This is a genomic window from Clostridium sp. 1001275B_160808_H3 (genome assembly GCF_015550425.1).
Lineage (GTDB): Bacteria > Bacillota > Clostridia > Clostridiales > Clostridiaceae > Clostridium.
Map to the genome: position 1 here is coordinate 1 of NZ_JADNAT010000004.1, position 19,365 is coordinate 19,365.

Sequence of the window (19,365 nt, forward strand, 5' to 3'; positions counted from 1 at the left end):
GAAATGTGTAAAGATGAAGCTAGACACGGACAAGCATTCAAGGGATTATTAGACAGATATTTCGGACAAAACTAATTATAAATAAAAAAGGAGCTGTATCAAAATAAATTTTGATATTAGCCAATAAAAATGGAAGTTCTAATTAGAGCTTCCATTTTTGTGCATATATAAATAATATATAAAAATTTCTATTTAAATTTAAAAATGTATTCAAGTAAGTAAAATAAATGGTTTAAAAGGGGCTCGCGTTTCGCGAGGTCCTTTGCAAAAATAAGAGATTAACTTTTTTGAAAAATAAAGATTACTTGAAATTGAATAAATTTTATATTAAATAGATTTCTGAGCCTGAGTCTTTTTATCATTTAATTATATTTAAACTTTTTGTTTCTTGAGCTTTTTTATCAATAAATATATTATAACTTAATCCTAATAAAATTAATAATCCACCGAGTATTTTACCTATAGAGATAATATTACTAGAAAAGTAATCTATAATAATACCAATAGATAGCTGACCTATAAAAACTAAAAGTGATAGAGAAAAAGATGATACTTTAGGTGTAATATAATTAAATAGTAAAACTACTAAAATACCAATTGTTCCTCCTAGGTATGCATAAAATGGAATAGATAATTCATTCAAATTGTTGATATTAATATAGTCTTTAGTAAGAAAGAAAAATATTAATGATGTTAAGAAACCTGTTAAATAATTAAAAAAGGTTCCTTGGAAAGTTCCTATTTCTTCAGCTAACTTAAAATTAACAATTCTTGATAAAACAACAGAGACTCCAGATAAAATTGCAAGTAAAATATATAACATAAAACCCTCCTAAAAAAATGTCATAATAATTATTCCAGATGTTATAATTAAAAATCCAAATATTTTTTTATTTTCAAATCTTACTTTTTTCATTCCCATTAAACCATAACTATCTATTATAAAAGAAGATACAACTTGTCCAAGAAGAGCTAATGATATAGTCAAAGAAGCCCCTAATTCCTTAAAACTTATATTATTAAAAATTACTGTAAAAACTCCAATTACTCCAGCGCTATATAATATAATAGGAAGTTTTTTCTTAAAGGATATTTTATATTTCTTTAGCAATAGAATTACTAGTACTATAATAAATCCAGTTAGATGAATAATTAAAGAGGATGAATAATTACCTATGGCTTGTGATAAAATGCCATTAAAGCTAACCATTATAGTAATTAATATTCCTGTAAATAAAGATAAAAAATTATACATATTAATTCTCCTTATGCTTTTTTTATAAATTTAACATAAAAAAATTATATTTTATTAGGACATATGTCATAATGAATATATAGTTTACAATAAAGATTTGATATTTAAATAAAATATTAAAAAAATAATATCTTATAAGCTAGGGAGAAAAAATGAAGAGGGTAACTGACATTAATTTAATAGAGAAATATATAAAATTAAATAATATTGAAAGTTTATTTAATGATGATATTAAGAATAATTCTGAAGTTTTATTTTTTAATAAGAGGGAATTAATTTTTAAAGAGGGGGAAGAAATAAGGTATCTAATGTTCTTTGTAGAAGGAAAGGCAAAAGTTTATACAACATTAAAGAATGGTAAACTATTGTTATTGGATTTTTATAAAGAGTTAGATACATTAGGGGATTTAGAGTTAATTACTAATGATTTATCAAGCTGTAATGTTGAAGCTATAGAGCCTTGTATTTGTATAGGCATTCCATTAAAAGTATTGAGAAATATTTATTATAATGATACAAATTTATTAAATTTCTTATGCAATTCATTAGGGAGAAAACTTAAAAGATCATCTAAAAATGCATCTATAAATTTAATGTATCCATTAGAAAGTAGGGTTGCAAGCTATATAATTTCTATAGGTACAGATAAAAATAGCAAATTTATTAAATTTGATGAAACTTTAACTGTAATATCTGAATTGTTAGGTACAAGTTATAGACATTTATCAAGAACATTAAATAGATTATGTAATAAAAATATTTTAAAAAAGGAAGAAGATTATTACATTGTTATAGATTATAAAAAGCTAGAAGAATTAGCAGCAGATATATATAGCTGATGAATAATTTTTTTTATTAAGAGATACTTTATAAAATTTGTATTTAAGCTGAAATAAAGGATTTATATATAATTAAATATATATTTTATAAACTTATATAAAGAATGAATCACATTCAGTATTTTGGTGATATGTTTTACTTAAATAAGCTTATTAATCATTTAAATATTATATTATTGTTAATTATGTTAATTATTAGTTGAAACATATATATTAGCAAATTTACATATGATATAATTAAATTATCATATCATAATTATTAAAAGCGAGGGAAAACACATGAAAATAAAAAAGTTATCAGCAATAGTAGCAGCAGTAGCTATAACAGCAAGCTTAGCAGGATGTACAGCAGGTGGAGCTAAATTACCAGAAGGGGATGTTAAAATAGTTAATCAACAAGTTCAAGGGGTTGTTGAACTATTATTAGAATCTGCAAATTATGGTGAAGATAAAAGTACAGTGGCATCAATGGTATTACCAAAGGATTCTCAATATGATGTGAGTTTATATGTGGAAAAATACAGTAATGGTGAGTTGAGTGAAACAAAAGAATTAACTAAATATACAACTGAAACTATAGAAAAAGACTCAATAGTACATATAATAATGAATACAGCAAAATCAAATGATGGAGAAGCTGACAAATCTATATATTCTATTGCAGAAGTAGATAAAGAAAATACAAAGGATGCTAAAAATCCAGAATATAAGATAACTAAAACTTATGGAGAAAGCATAGATTTTGATTCAAAGTCAGAAGTAAGTCAAATAGGCAAGAATTTAGATGAAGAAATTACATTAATTGGATTAGTAAAATTTAAAGATGATGATTCAGAAAAAGCGGCAATAAATTTAGATTCATATAAAGATGAAGTAGGTAAATATGCATCAGTTAATATAATCAAGGTTAAGGTTACTAAAAAGTAAATAGAAATAATTGATAATGTGCTGAGGCACGGTTAAAAGTATAAAATGGGATTAAAGACTATAAAAAGTAATTTTTAATTTAATATTTCAAATTGAAGGGCTGTCTATGACAGCCTTTTATTAATTAAAGGCTTTATTTTAAACTGATGGTGATTAATAAACATAAATAAAAGTAGACATCAAATTTTTCACTTTTTTCAAACTAAACGCAATAAAAACTAAAATCAATCGAAAAACTTACCCTTGTAAAAATTCTCATTTCCAAGTTTCTTTGCCGTCAGCCTGAACATAACGCAACCATCTGGACATACAATATCCTTGCTATATTTGCTATTGCCGCCGATGCTCTCTAAATCTTCGCCACTTCTGACAGCCTCCATAATTGGGAACATAATCATCATTACTTAGAGCAAATCCCTTGTCCATCTGTATTTACAGGAGAGCCATAGGTACAGAGATACATACTTATCTCCGACGTCCTCACCATTTCGGCAATACCGCTCTGTGTTGTCGCTAAGAAGAAATCTTGTTACCTAAATCTCAAATTTATATTCCTCATCATACCATTTTTTAATGATTACACTCCAAATTCCAATTTATCGAGTAGTTTAATATTCAACTAACTCATATAATTCAATTATATATCAAATAAAGAATAATTTTTATATATTTTAATGCGTACTATTCAATTTTCAAAGAACAAATTATATAAACTAATTATTGTTTCTGAATTGTAAACTAAAAAATACCGTATATTCTTTTTGAATAATACGGTATTTATATAAATTTGTTTTTATTTTGTTTTTATAATATAAGAATCCTAATTAACCTAGAATGATTTTATTTTTTTACTTCTGAATTTAATAATATTGCTATAACAAAAAATATAATACTTGGAATTAAAAATATTACGCCATGAATTATGTTATAAACAGATAATGGCGTTGAAGCGTAAGGACTAGCATTAGTATAGTAATCATAACGTAAATAAACTAAACCTCCCACAAAGCATACCAATAATATAGTCCCAATTATAAATGAAATCTTTGTTAGAATAGATTTCATTTTCTTACTATTCATTTATTTCACCTCTTTTTACTATTACAAAATAATTATGTTATATTTGGGCAAATATCCCGTAGCATTGAATTTTTTAAATCAAATTTTCCTGTAGTTTGAAATAGTTACAAATTATAAGTAAAGTTAATATGACTAAATCTTCATTTAATAATTTTAATAAGATATAAATAAATTGAATTTTAATAAATAGTGCCTGTCTATTCAACATCTTTAAATTCAAACGAAGGATATTTATATGTTGTATATGATATATAAAATCTGTATAATGATTATGAATTATAATAGATGGAGTGAAGAACATGAGATTAAGAAAAAAGCCATGGGCTAGACCAGAATTAGAAGCATGTAATTTTTTTATAACTAATCCAAGTGAAAATAAAGGAAAATGGAAACAATCATTTGTTAATGATAATCCTATATACTTAGAACTAGGATGTGGAAAGGGAACGTTTATAGCTGTTCATGGATCAGAAAATGAAGATATAAATTATATTGCTATTGATATCAAAGATGAAGTATTGGTATTAGCAAAAAGAAATATAGAAAAAGCATACGAAGATAAAAATAAAGAAATAAATAATTTGAAATTAATGGCTCAAGAAATTGCCTTAATTAATGATATTTTTAGTGAAGAAGATGTAGTAGATAGAATATACATAAACTTCTGTAATCCATGGCCAAAGGAAAGACATAAAAAAAGAAGACTTACTCATACAAGACAGTTAGAAAACTACAAAAACTTCTTAGCAGAAGATGGAGAAATATACTTTAAGACAGACGATGATGAGTTATTTGATGAGTCTATAGAATATTTTAAAGAGTCAGGGTTTAATATTGACTATATTACATATGATTTACATAAAAGTGGTTTTGTGGGTAATGTTAGAACAGAACATGAAAATATGTTTAGTGAACAAGGAATAAAGATTAAGTTTTTAATTGCAAGTAGATAGAAAATAATAAAAAGTTAAGTAAAAAGCCTCATTATGAGAGGCAGTGTAATTTATAGTTTAATTACACAACTTTTACTTAACTCTTTTTATTATAAAGTTTTTTAATTTCTTAGTTTACATATTAAATCAATGATATTTAAGAATATATCAACTTCTTTTATTGAGTTATATAATCCAAAGCTTGCTCTTACCATACCAGGCATTTTACAAGTTGAATCCACTAAATGTCTACTTGCTTCCAAATCCGTTAATCCTAATAATCTTTTTACATAAGGATGAGCACAGAAAGCACCTTGCCTTACAGCTATTGCTCTAAGATTTGCTAGTAATCTAGCTACCTCAGCATTATACATTCCATCTATATTAAAAACTACTATACCTAATCTATCCGATATATTTTCATTATCACCATAAGATATAACGCCATTAATACAGTTTAAACCATCAATTGTTCTTTTTAATAGTGTTTTTTCGTTTTCTTCAATGGTATCAAATCCTATATTTTTTAATTCTTTCATTGCTTGAACTAATGCAATAGCACCAAAAAAATTAGGACTACCAGCTTCATCTTTTTCAGGAGGTGGTAATAAAACTTCGGAGTTATCTAACACAGCTTCTACAGTTCCTCCACCTTTAAAATCGGGATATAGTCTTTCAAAGTCTTCTTTTAGTCCAACAATAGCACCACTTCCAAATGGAGCATACATTTTATGAGCAGAAAAAACTAAAAAATCTATTGAATCAGCAGTTATATCAATTTTTTTATGAGCCACTATTTGAGCACCATCTACTATTAGCTTGGCGTTATAGTTATGAACAAGTTCAGAAATATAAGATAAATCATTCATATATCCTGTTACATTTGAAGCAGCAGTAATTGTAACATATTTAACTAATCCACTATATTTGTCTAGTAAGTATTGTAACTCATCTAGCTTTAGTCTGCCATTTTCATCTACTTCAATATATTTTAAATCACATTTTCCTCTCCAAGGGAGGTCATTAGAATGATGTTCCATTCTTGTAGTGATAATTATATCATTCTTATTTTCTATTAATATATTAGATAGTCTATTAATTCCCTCAGTAGTGTTATTTACAAATATAACAGTATATCTATCCTTTGAAGCATTAAAAAAATCCAATATATAATCCCTACAGTCACAATATTGTTTTGTTGAGTATTCTGACTTTTGTCCAAGGCCACGACCAATTGATCCATATAATTCACATGCTTCTGTTATTTTATTTATAACACTATTAAAAACTGGTGTTGTTGCAGCGTTATCAAAATTTATTGGTATTATTTTATTATCATCTAATATAGGAACTCTTTTATTAAGACCTATAAATAAATCTCTTAAAGAATTATCTGTTGAATTACACATAGCATTACCTCCCATATATTCTATTCACTTACTTCATGTATTGTGCTATGAAAGTTAAAAGTGGGGAGTTCTAATGATATATGAGGGAACATATATAAATATATAACATATAAATATAATGAAATATTTTTTGGAGGAAATATATGTATTATAATGATTTAAATAGACAGCAAGAAGAGAATGAAGATGATGATTTAAAATTTATTCCTTTAAATATAAAAGAGCCTTTTTCAGAGAAGGATTCTAGCTGGTTTCCAATTGTAAACATGAATTCACCAAATATAAGCCATATGACTAATAATTTTATATTAGGATTTTCTAATCCGTCAGATGGTGAAATATTAGATGAAAACTTTTTAAAAACAATAGATTATGTACCAAACGTTAAATATGGTTATGCAGATGAAAATTACTTTAATACTTACGATGAAGGTAATTTGCCAAGTAATATGTCAGGTAGCATGCAAGGTAATATGCAAGGTGGCATGCTAGGTAGTATGACAGGTAACATGCAAGGTACCATGGCAGGAAATATGTCAGGGAATAACTATAATCAAGGCTTTTCTCAAGAAAGTGGATATTTGTCTAGTAATATGTTAACTAATACCAACACTAGTGGAATGAATAATCAAAGTGGTACTAGCTTTAGTAATAACTTTAATTTAGAATATCCGTCAGAAACTCAATCAGAAGCTTTATATTCATATAATAAGGAAAAAAACTGTAATGGTGCAACTTTAGGTTATGGTAATACATCGAATATTAATGCTGGGAATATGGGGATGAGTGATGGTACAGGAAATATGAATACTGGAGCTGCAGGAATAAATAACAACATGGGAAATATGAACACTGGAACTGCAGGAATGAATAGTGGAATGGGAAATATGAACACTGGAACTGCAGGAATGAATAGTGGAATGGGAAATATGAACACTGGAACTGCAGGAATGAATAGTGGAATGGGAAATATGAACACTGGAACTGCAGGAATGAATAGTGGAATGGGAAATATGAACACTGGAACTGCAGGAATGAATAGCGGAATGGGAAATATGAATACTGGAACTGCAGGAATGAATAGTGGAATGGGAAATATGAACACTGGAACTGCAGGAATGAATAGCGGAATGGGAAATATGAATACTGGAGCAGCAGGAATGAATAGTGGAATGGGAAATATGAACACTGGAACTGCAGGAATGAATAGCGGAATGGGAAATATGAATACTGGAACTGCAGGAATGAATAGTGGAATGGGAAATATGAACACTGGATTTACAGGAATGAATAGTGGCATAGGAAATATGAGTACTGGGGCTGCAGGAATGAATAATAACATGTGGAATATGAATGCTGGATTTACAGGAATGAATAACAACATGTGGAATATGAATAATGGAGTTTCAGGAGTAAATGATAATATAAATAATATATGGGATGATGATTATCAAGGAAGCATGGATGAAGGATATGTTCCATTTACTAATTACAATAATCTTAAATCAACTCCAAATATCCAATCCATGGAAGAAAATAATGAGAATATAAGCATGGGGGAAAATGCAAATAATTTATATACAGGTAGTGTAACTGGAGTAGCTACTAATACTTTACCAAATAGCATGGATATAAATTATAATGATTCTGAACCTAATTACACATTAACTAATATTCCCAATATGAATCCTTTAAATATGGGACCAAGTTATACCGTACCAGAAGGCTTTGATATAAATGATACTAGTAATCAAATAGAAACTTTAACTGCGACAAATCCTAAAATAGATAATTCATATAATTCATTTGAGAAGTTAAATGATTATATGAAGAATTATGAAAAAAGTGGAGTTATAAGAGAAGATAAGGAGATAGAAGAACCTCCTCATATGCGAATATTAAGAGATTTAGATTTGGGAAGTGAATATGAAAGCATATATAGAGATGATAAGAGTAAAGAAATAGACAGTATATTTAAGAAAATAGAAGAAAATCATGGAGCTATAATATCAACTTTAAAGGCGTATAGAGTTCCACACCCAATAATAAGCTTATTAGTTAAAAAGATAATAAAAATAACTTTAGAGCATTCTAATAAAGAGTGAGGTGAAAAATATGTTATTCCGTCAGAACTTACCTAACTTACAAAGTAAAATAAGATTTTTACATGCTATCCCTTTGGCACCTGCTGTAGATATTTATTTAGATGGAAATTTACTTGGAGAAAACATAGCTTTTTCGGATATATCATGCTATGAAAATATACCTCCAGGAAATCATGAGCTTCAGTTATATGTAACAGGAACGTATGATGATCCAATATTTACAAGAAATATTGATGTTTTACCTGATACGACTTTAACAGTTAATATAGTATCTAGCGGTAGTGCAATTAATATATTAGTTTTGAATGATGTTAATGTGAAAGGTAATATGACACTCACTTTTTTGAGGTTTATTAATTTATCACCTAATGCTCCTTTAATATCTTTATCATTGCCAAATGATATAAATTTATTTGGGAATGTCGAGTATTTGGAAACTACAGGATATTATCCTTTATCTCCAGCGATTTATGATTTTAAAGTTACTTTTTCAGCTATAGCTGGATTAGAAAAGTATATAAATGAGAAGACATTACGAAATGGAAGATATTACACAATATATATAATAGGTTTATTAAATAGGCACCCACAAATTGGATATCTTATGGTTGAAGACGGAAGAGATTAAAAAATGACTGTATCTTTCAAGATACAGTCATTTTTTAATGTACATAAATATGGCTTAATGGAATTATACATATTCCTAAAAAAATTGAAAATAAATAAGTTTTATGATATCCATATTGTCTAGAAGCAGGTATAAGCTCAGCAAAGGAAATATAAAGCATTATTCCCGAAACCATAGCAAATATTATAGCAAGTATTATTTCATTTATATAAGGCCTTAAAAATAAGAAAGCTAATAAAGCGCCAACTGGTTCAGCAAGTCCAGAAAAAAGTGTGTATTTAAATGCTTGATACTTACTTTTAGTAGAGTAATATATAGGCATGGCTACTGAAATACCTTCTGGAATGTTATGAAGTGCTATGGCTAAAGCTATAGATATACCAAGTGTAGTATTTTCATACCCAGAAACAAAAGTAGCGATGCCTTCTGGAAAGTTATGTATCATTAAAGCTATCATTGATACAAATCCAACTCTATATAGTTTTCCTGATGGAGCTGAAGGGTTCACTTTAGGTTCATCAGGAATAAACTTATCTATTAGTAATGCTACAAATGCACCTGCTAACAAAAATAAAAGTGATAAAAGGACTCCATTTAATTTGCCATTATACTTACTAAGGGTCTCTTCAGCAGAAATGAATAGATCAGTAAAGGATACTGTTATCATTACTCCAGCAGAAAAAGCTAGTGCAAATGTAATTAGCTTTTTATTTTGAGACTTAGAAAAAAACACAATAAAAGCCCCAATTACTGTAGATAGACCTGCCATTAAAGAAAGTAATAAGGGAATAAAAGATTGATTGTTTAACATAAAAGTACCTCACAAAGTTATTAGTATTTTGAATTATGTTTTCAATAAATAATCTATATTATCAAAACTATTAAATACTTGTAGTTTAGTTAAATGTTAAATATTTATTGTAACAAATATATTAATAAATATATTAGAAAAGAAAATATACTATGCAATTTATAGAAAATTTTATAATATAATTTATGTAATTGTATTATTAGGAAGGAAATGTAATATATAATGTATAGTTGATTTATAAATAATAATATTATTAAAGTGATATTACATAATACTAATCTAACTATATATAATTACGAAGCTAGTATTTTAAATTTTAGGAGAGGTAGTATGATAAATAATAAAATAGAAGAAAAGATAGCAATGATACCTATAATTTATAAGATTTTACATGAAAATATACAAAGTAGAAAAAATGATTTTGAAAATTTTAAATATGGGGAGAATATAAAACAGTATTATAGAACTTATAAAGGTGATAAAAATAAACCTATAATATTTTTCATTCATGGAGGTGGATGGTGGCATGGAAGCCCTAAGACATCTAGTTGCATTGGAAAGTTTTTTAATGATTTAGGATATAATGTAGTTCTTCCAGCTTATAGGCTTGTACCTTTATATAAATATCCAACTCAAATAGATGATGTTTTTATGTCTTTAAAAGATTATTTATTAAAAGAAAATGATATTGAAAACAAGAAAATCATAGTTATAGGATTTTCAGCAGGTGGAGAGCTTGCAGCTAATATAGTTTTCAATGTAAATAAACAAAAGGAATTTGGTATAAATAGTGATATTTTTAAAGGGCTAATTACATTAGCTGGAGTATTAGATTTTGAAAAATGTAAATCTAAACACTCTATAACATTAATTGAAAATTATATTGGTAAGGATAATTCTTTTAAAGAAATGAATCCTATAAACTTGCTAAAAGAAAGCAATAATATTCCTACACTATGTTTACATGGTAATAAGGATCCATTAATCAACTTAGAAAATTCTATTAGCTTTGTTGATAAGGTAAATAGTCTAAATGGGAATGCTAAATTAAAAATTTTAGATAAAAAGCATCATTCGGATATAATATCTCTAGTAATAAACAAAGGAGAAAAAGAATCTAAAATAATTTTAGATTTTATAGAAGATATATGGAGAAGTTAAAAACAAGAAATTATTTATTAGATAATCTGAAAGTTATATTAATATTCTTTGTAGTGTTTGGGCATGTAATTGAATATTATATAAAGGATAATAGTACCCTTAGAACTATATATATTTTCATATATATTTTTCATATGCCTCTTTTCATATTTATTTCAGGATACTTATCTAAGAATTTTTACAGAATGAAAAGAAAGGCAATTAGAAATTTATTAATACCATATATAATATTTAATATGATTTGGTATACTGCTGTATATATAGGTACAAAAAGAGCGATGTTTTCTGTACTTTATCCTGGGTGGACTTTATGGTATTTATTAAGTTTGTTTTTTTGGAGAATGACATTAAAATATTTAATAAAATTTAAACATATTTTATTAGTTAGTTTTATAATAGGTGTTTTAGTTGGATTAATACCTAGCATAGGAAGTACTTTATCAATTTCTAGAACTATTGTGTTTTTACCATTTTTCTTACTTGGATACTATACGAAGGAAGAGAATTTAGAAAAAGTTAAATCTTTAAAAAGAGAATATGCTCTTACGGGAATACTAGCATTTTTATTAGTGGCTATGTATATAGTTAAAAATAATTTATTTGATTATAAATTTTTATACAATTCATATTCATATGATGCTTTGGGAGTTTCATTACTGGAGGGGATTGTCTTTAGGATTTTCCTTTATTTTGGAGCAATAATATTTAGTGTTTGTGTAATAAATTTAGTTCCAAGTAAAGAACAATTCTACTCTAGAATAGGAAAAGCAACTATGAATATATATGTTTTTCATATTTATTTAGTTATGCTAGTATATTTCTTTATACCTAGATGGAATATTAGCATGTTACAGAATGTTTTAATTTTAGTAAGTCCTTTTATTATAATTTTCCTTTTATCCAGAAAAAAGATTAATAGCGTGTATGATGGAATATTTTATCCGGTTAATATAAGTATAGATACTGGGAAAAAATCTATTAAAAAATATAAATATATGAATAAGAAAACTCATTAATTTATTTAATGAGTTTTTTATTTGCGAAAAAAATATTTACAAATAGATATATTAATAATATACTGGTGTATATACACTAGTGTTTAAGGGGGATTTTATATGGAAAGTAGAGAAAAAATTAGAAAAATGGTTTTTGCAGCTGTGTTGACTGCAATTGCAATTATAATTCCAACTCAATTTGGCTTTTTAAAAATAGTAGTAGGACCTTTTACAGCAACTATAGCATCACATGTACCTATGTTTTTAGCAATGTTGATATCACCAGCTGTAGCAATATTTGTTGGAGTAGGATCTGCACTTGGATTTTTTATAACAACTCCATTAGTAGTTGCAGCAAGAGCATCTATGCATATAATAGTTGGATTTGTAGGTGCGTTAATAATAAATAAGGATAGGAACTTTAAGAAAGCAATTGCTATAACAGCACCTATTCATGGTATTTTAGAAGGGCTTATAGTTATACCATTTGGTTTTTCAGTTTATCAATTTATAGTAGTAGTAGCAATAGGTACTATTCTTCATCATTTTGTTGATGGAGCAATATCATATGCATTAGTAAAATCATTAGCTAAAGCAAGAAGAAAAAATATATATGATGTATTTTCAAGTGAAGCTGCTTAAAATACTTAATATTATTACTTATAAAAAGTCTGTTGAAGTATTAACAGACTTTTTATTATGAAAAATTATAATTAATTTAAATTCACATTATTGTTAAGTTTATATTTTTTTATTTTATATAAAGTGATATAATTTAAAATTAATGGAAATAGTTACGATATAATTATATAGTTTGGAGGAATTAACATGGAAAGTACATCACTTATTCTAGAAGGTGGAGGAATGAGAGGAGTTTATACTGCAGGTGTGCTAGACTTACTATTAGATAAAGATATAGATATAAAATATTGTATAGGAGTATCAGCTGGAGCTTGCAATTGTGTTTCATATATTTCAAAACAGCATAAAAGAAATTATAGGGTAAATATAAATTACATAAATGATAAGAGATATTTAAGTTTCAGTAATTTAATTAAAACTGGTTCAGCTTTTGGAATGGATATGCTTTTTAATATTATACCAAATGAATTAGAGCCTTTCGATCATAAAGGGTTTGAAAGTTCAGGAGCACAATTTATTGTTGGAGCAACAAATTGTGAAACTGGCAAAGCAGAATTTTATAATATTAAAGATTTTAATGATGGATATGGATATGGGGCATTAAAAGCTTCTATTTCGTTACCATTAGTTGCAAAGATAGTTGATTTTGACAATAAAAAATTAATGGATGGTGGAATAGCTGCACCAATACCAATACAAAAAGCTATAGATGATGGAATAGAAAAGCATATTGTAGTTTTAACTCAACATAAGGGTTATAGAAAGAGTAAAACAAAAATAATGCCTATAATAAAAAGAAAGTATAAAAAACATCAAGGTCTTATTAATGCTATGGAAAATAGATATAAAATATATAATGAAACATTAGATCAATTAGATAGATTAGAAGAAGAGGGAAAGTGTTTTGTTATAAGGCCAAGTAGCCCATTAGATGTTAGTAGATTTGAAAGAGATAAAAATAAATTAGAATCTATTTATAATAAGGGATATGAGGATGCAAAGGCTATATCAGAGGATTTAATAAAATTTATTAATAAATAGTTTTATAAGTAGATAAAAAGGGAAGTGATTTTGGAAAAAAATTACTTCCTTTTTTTTTGTATACTTACTTAATTTAAATACTATCAATTTCTTATATATTTAGTTAAATGTAATATCATTATTATAACTTATGTAATATAAAATTATTTTGCTATGATATAATTATCATATATTAAGTAAAATATTTTGAGGTGATTTTATGAAGATTTTTCATATGGGTGATTGGCATATAGGAAAGCTTGTCAATGGATTTTATATGACAGAAGATCAAGAATTTATAATAGAGCAAATTTATGAGGCAATTGAAAAAGAAAAACCAGATGTTGTTTTAATTGCAGGTGATTTATATGATAGATCAGTTCCACCGGTTCATGCTGTTGAATTATTAAATAAAACCATGAAAAAAATAGTTAAGGATTTAAATACTAAGGTAATAGCTTTAGCAGGAAATCATGACAGTAATGAAAGAGTGGAATTTGCAAGCTCATTATTAAGTGATAGTGGGTTATACATAGTTGGAAACTTAAAAAGAAAAATAGATAGAATAGTTTTGGAAGATGAATATGGAAAAATCAATTTTTACCCAATACCATATGCAGATGTACCAGTTGTTAGGGATTTATTTGAAGATGAAAATATAAAAACACATGATTTAGCTATGCAAAAAATAATTTCTGAAGCATTAAGTGATTTTAATGAAGATGAAAGAAATATTGCTATAGCTCATGGTTATGTAACTCAAATGAAGGAAGATAACTTTGAAGTTTTAGAAGAGAGTGATTCAGAAAAGCCTCTTTCTATAGGTGGAACTGAATATATTAATTCAAAGCACTTTGAAAGATTTAATTATACAGCTCTTGGACATTTACATGGTCCTCAAAAGGTTGGAAGTGATAGAATAAGATATTCAGGTTCACTTATGAAATATTCATTTTCAGAAGTAAAGCAAAAAAAAGGGATCACCATTGTAGATATAGATGAAAATGGAGATGTAGATATAAAAATTTATGATTTAAAGCCAAGAAGAGATTTTAGAATTAAGACTGGAACATTAGATGAAATCATTAAAGGCTTTGATAATTCATCAGAGAATTATGAGGATTACATAAAAGTAATATTAAAAGATAAAGGTGAGCTTTTAGATCCAATGGCAAAGCTTAGAAGTATATATCCAAATGTTATGGAACTTACCAGAGAAGAAAGAGTTTCAAGAAATAGTAGTAGAAATGTAGCAACTAATATAAAAGAAAAATCTAAAATAACTTTATTTAAAAATTTTTATGAAGATATAATGGATGAAGTTTGTAGCGAAGATGAAATGATAATCATGGAAAAAATAATAGAAGGCGCAGAGAAGGGGGGAGAGTAAGGTGAAGATAAGAAAGCTAATAATAACAGGTTTTGGACCATATGCTGAAAGACAAGAGTTAGATTTTGAAGCAAGTCTTGATGGGAAAAATATGTTTGTTATAACAGGAAATACAGGTGCTGGAAAAACTACAATTTTTGATGCTATAAACTTTGCTTTATATGGAGAAGCAAGTGGTAGTGAAAGAGAGGGTAAAAATTTAAGAAGTGACTTTGCTGATAAATCAACTCCAACTGAAGTAGAGCTTTGGTTTTCACTTAGAAATAAAGATTATTATATAAAGAGGTCACCACAATATTTTAGAGCTAAGCAAAGAGGTGATGGATTTACAGAAAGTAAGCCTTCTGCTGAAATAAAAATAGGAGATAAAACAGTATCAGGACCAAAAGAAGTTACTAGATTAGTTGAAGAAATACTAGGAATTACATGCGAACAATTTAAACAACTTGTTATGATTCCACAAGGTGAATTTAAGAAGTTATTAAATTCAGATAGTGACAAGAAAGAAGAAATTTTTAGAAAGATTTTTGGAACTAAGGTTTTTTCAGATATACAACAAAATATAAAATCAGAAGCAAATAATCTTAAAAAGTCTATAGAGCAAATACAAAGAGATAGAGAAAATAGAATTAAGGCATTTTCATGTAAAGAAGATGACGAAGAGTTAAGAAGAAATATAAATGCTAAGGACTTAAATATAGAATTAATACTTTCAAAATTTAAAGATGCTATAGATAAAGATGAAGTAGAAGAAGATATAATAAAGGAAAATCTTAAAGAAATTAATATAGAAATTAATAATATATCAAAAGAATTAGTTTTAGCCAATGATATAAATAAGAAGATAGATAATCTAGAAAAATATAAATGCGATTTAGAGAAATTAAATTTATTAAAGCATGAATATGAAGTCAAAAATGTGAAATTAGAAAGTGGAAAAAAAGCTGTAACAGCTTTAGGCTTTGAAGACAAATATAAGGAGAAGAAATTATCCTTATTAAAGGCAGAAGAAAGTTTAAGAAAAAGTATAGAAAATTTAGAGAAATATAAAAAAGAATTTGAAGATGCAGAAAGAAAACTAAAAATAGAAAATGAAAAAGAAGATATAAAAAACAATTTAAGAAAACAGCTTGATGAAATAGAGAAATTAAAAGAAAAGGCATCAAATTATCAAAGCAATAAAGAAAAGCTTGATAAGATAAATAAAGAATCTCAATATATTCTTGAAAGAATAAAGCAAATAGACTTAGATAGGAATAATAAGAACGACTTAATAAAATTATTATCAGAAGAACTAGAAAATATAAATAAGTTAAAAGATGAAAAGAGTAGCTTAGATATAGAAGAAATAAATTATATATCTAAGCAAGAAAAACTTAATAAGCTTTTAGGTGCTTTAGAAAAATGTAAGTTAGAAAGTCAAAGACATGTAAAAGGAACAGCATTTTATGAAAGTGCAGATAAAGAATATAATGAAAAGAAAAATAATTATGAAAAGCTAGAAGATGCCTTTAGAAGAAATCAAGCAGGAATATTAGCTAAAGACTTAATAGAAGGAGAAAATTGCCCAGTTTGTGGTTCTACTCATCATCCAAAGCTTGCAGTTATAGAAGCTGAAAGTATAAATGAAGTAACAGTAAAAGAAGCTAAAGCATTAGCTGACAAGTTTTATGAAAAAAGAGAATCTTATTATAGAGAATTAACTAAGATACAAGCAGAGATAAATTCACTTAAAGAAGAAACGATAAAACCTATAATTATAGAAATATTTAATAAAGAAAATTTCAAATATGATATTGAAGGGTCTATAGAAAAGACCAATTTTGAACTAAAAAATAATTGTAGCAATTTAGATAAAATAACTAATAGGAAAAAAGAAATTGAAAAAGTAGTGTCTTTAGAATCAAGTAAATTAAAGCAAAAGCAAGAAATAGAAAAATATACTGAACAGTTACGAGTTGAGCTAGAAAATAAAAATAAAGAACTATTAGCAAAAGAGGGAGAATTAAAAACACAAGAAGCAAATTTACAAAATATAGTTAGTGAATTTAAAGGAACTATAAGAAGCCTTAAAGAGTTAGAAGAGGAACAATTAAAAGTAAATAGTACTCTTGAAAAGCTAAAAGAGGATTATATAAAAGCAGAAAAAGACTTTAATAATATAAAAACTATTTATGATAAAGAAAATGGTAATAGAAGTTCCTTGGAGAAAGTTACTGAAAATGCAAAGTCAGAGCTTGATGATGCTTTGAATATGTTTAAAGAAAAGGTTCTAGAATTAGGATTTGAAAATTACAATGACTATTCTTCAAGTAGAATGACAGAGGTGGAAATTAATGCATTAGAAAGAGATATAAATAAGTTTAATATGGATATATCTAATGCACAAAAGGTCTATAATTTATCTTTAGAAGAGTGTAAGGACTTAAATAAAGTCGATATAAGAAATATAGAAGAAGCTTTAGAAGCTAAGAATAATGAAAAGATTAATTTAGAAAAAACTGAAAAGGAAATTTACTTAAGAATAAGCCAAAATAAAAGAATCATTGGAGAATGTATTAATTACAGTAAATTAATAGAGGCAGATGAAGAAAAATATAAGACTGTAGGTAAGCTTGCAAAAGTGATAAATGGAGATAATCCAAGAAAAATAAGTTTTGAAAGATATGTTTTAGCAGCATATTTTGAAGATATAATTGAAGCTGCTAATATTAGATTTGCCCAAATGACTTGCAATAGATTTGAGCTTTTAAGAAAAGAAGAATTAGGAGATAAGAGAAAAGGGCAAGGATTAGATTTAGAAGTGTTTGATAACTATACAGGTAAATCTAGAGATGTAAAGACTTTATCAGGAGGAGAATCTTTTAAAGCATCATTATCTATGGCATTAGGCCTTGCAGATGTGGTTCAAAGTTATTCAGGTGGAATACAATTAGATACTATGTTTATAGATGAAGGCTTCGGAACCCTAGATCCAGAATCCCTTGATTCAGCCATCGAATGCTTAATAGACCTACAAGACGATGGAAGAATAGTTGGAGTAATTTCCCACGTTCAAGAACTAAAAGATAGAATAGAAACTAAACTAGAAGTAAGCTCAACAAATAAGGGAAGTAAAGCTGTCTTCAAAGTTTAGACATAAGTTAATAAGGTGAGTTAGTTGTTTAATAAAGCACTCTATAAATAGGAATTTGTCATTGAGATTGAAGGAATAATTTAATATAATAATGGCAAGAACTTAAACAAAAGATAAAATGAGAGAAGTGTAAAGGGCGGTATAATGGCAAAAAGATTAAAAGATTTAAATTTAGAAGATGATTTTTTGTTTGCGAAAGTAATGAGTGATAAGGAAATTTGTAAAGAGTTTCTAGAGAAACTTTTAGAGATTAAAATTGAAAAGATAGAAATGCCAGAAAATCAAAAAACTATAGAATTACTTTTAGAAAGTAAAGGTATTAGATTAGATATATATGTAAAAGATGAAAATAATACTGTTTATAATGTAGAAATGCAACGTGGGAAACATAAAAATATTCCCAAAAGATTAAGATATTATCAAGGAAATATTGACTTAGACTTAATAAGTAAAGGTGAGGACTATATAAAACTTTCTAAAAGTTATATTATATTTATTTGTACTTTTGATTTATTTGGAGCAGGTAGGCATAAGTATACTTTTGAAACAGTATGTATTGAAGATAATACTATAAAATTAAAAGATGATACAAATAAGATAATATTAAATACTAAAGGGATTATGAAAGATCTAGATGATGAACTTATTGATTTTTTAGAGTATGTTGAACATTCAGATGATAAAACAGCTGAAAAAACTACAGGAACTTTAGTTAAAAATATTCATAAAAGAGTAATTGAAGTTAAAAATAATCCTAATGTGGAGGTGGAATTTATGACACTTTTAGAGCGTGATAGAGAAAAGTTAGAAGAAGGAAGAGAAGAAGGTTATGAAGAAAAGGCATTTGATGTTGCTAAAGAAATGCTTAAAGACAATGAACCTATTGAAAAAATAATGAAATATACAAAATTAAGTAAAGAAGAAATTCTTAAGATAAAAATTTGATAAGATTATATTATTGGAGACCTAGCGGTTTCCTTTTTTATTTCTAAAAATATAGTATATAATTATTGCATAAATTGGAAGTTAATGAGT

The 19,365-nt window shown here is 26.7% G+C and carries 17 protein-coding genes and 2 pseudogenes; 13 read left to right on the top strand and 6 right to left on the bottom strand.

From position 1 onward, the window contains the following. Positions 1-75 (top strand): annotated as a pseudogene (locus I2A75_RS04075) (NADH peroxidase); the annotation flags it as partial. 283 nt (positions 76-358) lie between these two features. On the opposite strand, the gene I2A75_RS04080 reads toward I2A75_RS04075, so the two are convergent. Both I2A75_RS04080 and I2A75_RS04085 read right to left on the bottom strand, forming a co-directional pair. After that, entirely contained in the window at positions 359-823 is a 465-nt protein-coding gene (locus tag I2A75_RS04080) for a DMT family transporter (protein ID WP_195263204.1), read from the bottom strand. Between the two features lie 9 nt (positions 824-832). Continuing rightward, positions 833-1,255 carry a DMT family transporter gene (locus I2A75_RS04085; RefSeq protein WP_195263205.1) on the bottom strand — a complete coding sequence of 141 codons (423 nt, stop codon included), beginning with the start codon at positions 1,253-1,255 and terminating at the stop codon, positions 833-835. Positions 1,256-1,407: 152 nt separating this feature from the next. Between I2A75_RS04085 and I2A75_RS04090 the strand changes: the two genes are divergently transcribed. Next, positions 1,408-2,094: a cyclic nucleotide-binding domain-containing protein gene (locus tag I2A75_RS04090; RefSeq protein ID WP_195263206.1), complete on the top strand. Its 687-nt coding sequence runs from the start codon at positions 1,408-1,410 to the stop codon at positions 2,092-2,094. Between the two features lie 279 nt (positions 2,095-2,373). Continuing rightward, positions 2,374-3,021, top strand: coding sequence for a hypothetical protein (locus tag I2A75_RS04095; RefSeq protein ID WP_195263207.1), 648 nt, complete (start codon positions 2,374-2,376; stop codon positions 3,019-3,021). A gap of 224 nt (positions 3,022-3,245) precedes the next feature. Here I2A75_RS04095 and I2A75_RS04100 read toward each other — a convergent pair. Beyond that, positions 3,246-3,596, bottom strand: a pseudogene (locus tag I2A75_RS04100) (TIGR04076 family protein). Positions 3,597-3,861: 265 nt separating this feature from the next. After that, complete coding sequence (locus I2A75_RS04105) at positions 3,862-4,101, bottom strand: hypothetical protein (protein ID WP_195263208.1); 240 nt, start codon at positions 4,099-4,101, stop codon at positions 3,862-3,864. A 299-nt stretch (positions 4,102-4,400) separates the two neighbouring features. Here I2A75_RS04105 and trmB point away from each other — a divergent pair, with 299 nt between their 5' ends. Continuing rightward, the gene (trmB, locus tag I2A75_RS04110) at positions 4,401-5,054 is read left to right on the top strand and encodes a tRNA (guanosine(46)-N7)-methyltransferase TrmB (protein WP_195263209.1); all 654 of its coding nucleotides are present in this window, start codon (positions 4,401-4,403) and stop codon (positions 5,052-5,054) included. Positions 5,055-5,155: 101 nt separating this feature from the next. On the opposite strand, the gene I2A75_RS04115 is transcribed toward trmB, so the two are convergent. Beyond that, entirely contained in the window at positions 5,156-6,442 is a 1,287-nt protein-coding gene (locus I2A75_RS04115; protein ID WP_195263210.1) for an aminotransferase class V-fold PLP-dependent enzyme, read from the bottom strand. A 143-nt stretch (positions 6,443-6,585) separates the two neighbouring features. Here I2A75_RS04115 and I2A75_RS04120 point away from each other — a divergent pair, with 143 nt between their 5' ends. Together I2A75_RS04120 and I2A75_RS04125 are read left to right on the top strand one after the other, a co-directional pair. Then, entirely contained in the window at positions 6,586-8,547 is a 1,962-nt protein-coding gene (locus tag I2A75_RS04120) for a hypothetical protein (RefSeq protein ID WP_195263211.1), read from the top strand. 10 nt (positions 8,548-8,557) lie between these two features. Continuing rightward, positions 8,558-9,175, top strand: a complete 618-nt coding sequence (locus I2A75_RS04125; protein ID WP_195263212.1) for a DUF4397 domain-containing protein — start codon at positions 8,558-8,560, stop codon at positions 9,173-9,175. 34 nt (positions 9,176-9,209) lie between these two features. On the opposite strand, the gene zupT is transcribed toward I2A75_RS04125, so the two are convergent. Next, positions 9,210-9,986 (bottom strand): zinc transporter ZupT, encoded by a 777-nt coding sequence (gene zupT, locus I2A75_RS04130; RefSeq protein ID WP_195263213.1) that lies wholly within the window; start codon positions 9,984-9,986, stop codon positions 9,210-9,212. Positions 9,987-10,316: 330 nt separating this feature from the next. On the opposite strand from zupT, the gene I2A75_RS04135 reads away from it, so the two are divergent. The 7 genes from I2A75_RS04135 to I2A75_RS04165 all read left to right on the top strand — a co-directional run bounded on the left by I2A75_RS04135 (position 10,317) and on the right by I2A75_RS04165 (position 19,275). Continuing rightward, a complete protein-coding gene (locus I2A75_RS04135; protein ID WP_195263214.1) occupies positions 10,317-11,147 on the top strand; it encodes an alpha/beta hydrolase in 831 nt (276 codons plus the stop codon). Next, positions 11,135-12,163 carry an acyltransferase family protein gene (locus I2A75_RS04140; RefSeq protein ID WP_195263215.1) on the top strand — a complete coding sequence of 343 codons (1,029 nt, stop codon included), beginning with the start codon at positions 11,135-11,137 and terminating at the stop codon, positions 12,161-12,163. The genes I2A75_RS04135 and I2A75_RS04140 overlap by 13 nt, the downstream gene beginning before the upstream one ends. A gap of 99 nt (positions 12,164-12,262) precedes the next feature. Beyond that, complete coding sequence (locus I2A75_RS04145) at positions 12,263-12,784, top strand: ECF transporter S component (RefSeq protein ID WP_195263216.1); 522 nt, start codon at positions 12,263-12,265, stop codon at positions 12,782-12,784. A gap of 186 nt (positions 12,785-12,970) precedes the next feature. Further along, positions 12,971-13,825, top strand: a complete 855-nt coding sequence (locus I2A75_RS04150; protein WP_195263217.1) for a patatin family protein — start codon at positions 12,971-12,973, stop codon at positions 13,823-13,825. A gap of 199 nt (positions 13,826-14,024) precedes the next feature. Then, positions 14,025-15,194, top strand: coding sequence for an exonuclease SbcCD subunit D (locus I2A75_RS04155; RefSeq protein ID WP_195263218.1), 1,170 nt, complete (start codon positions 14,025-14,027; stop codon positions 15,192-15,194). A 1-nt stretch (position 15,195) separates the two neighbouring features. Beyond that, positions 15,196-18,330 (top strand): AAA family ATPase, encoded by a 3,135-nt coding sequence (locus I2A75_RS18175; RefSeq protein ID WP_195263219.1) that lies wholly within the window; start codon positions 15,196-15,198, stop codon positions 18,328-18,330. A 144-nt stretch (positions 18,331-18,474) separates the two neighbouring features. Further along, a complete protein-coding gene (locus I2A75_RS04165) occupies positions 18,475-19,275 on the top strand; it encodes an Rpn family recombination-promoting nuclease/putative transposase (protein ID WP_195263220.1) in 801 nt (266 codons plus the stop codon). The last annotated feature ends 90 nt before the right edge of the window (positions 19,276-19,365 follow it).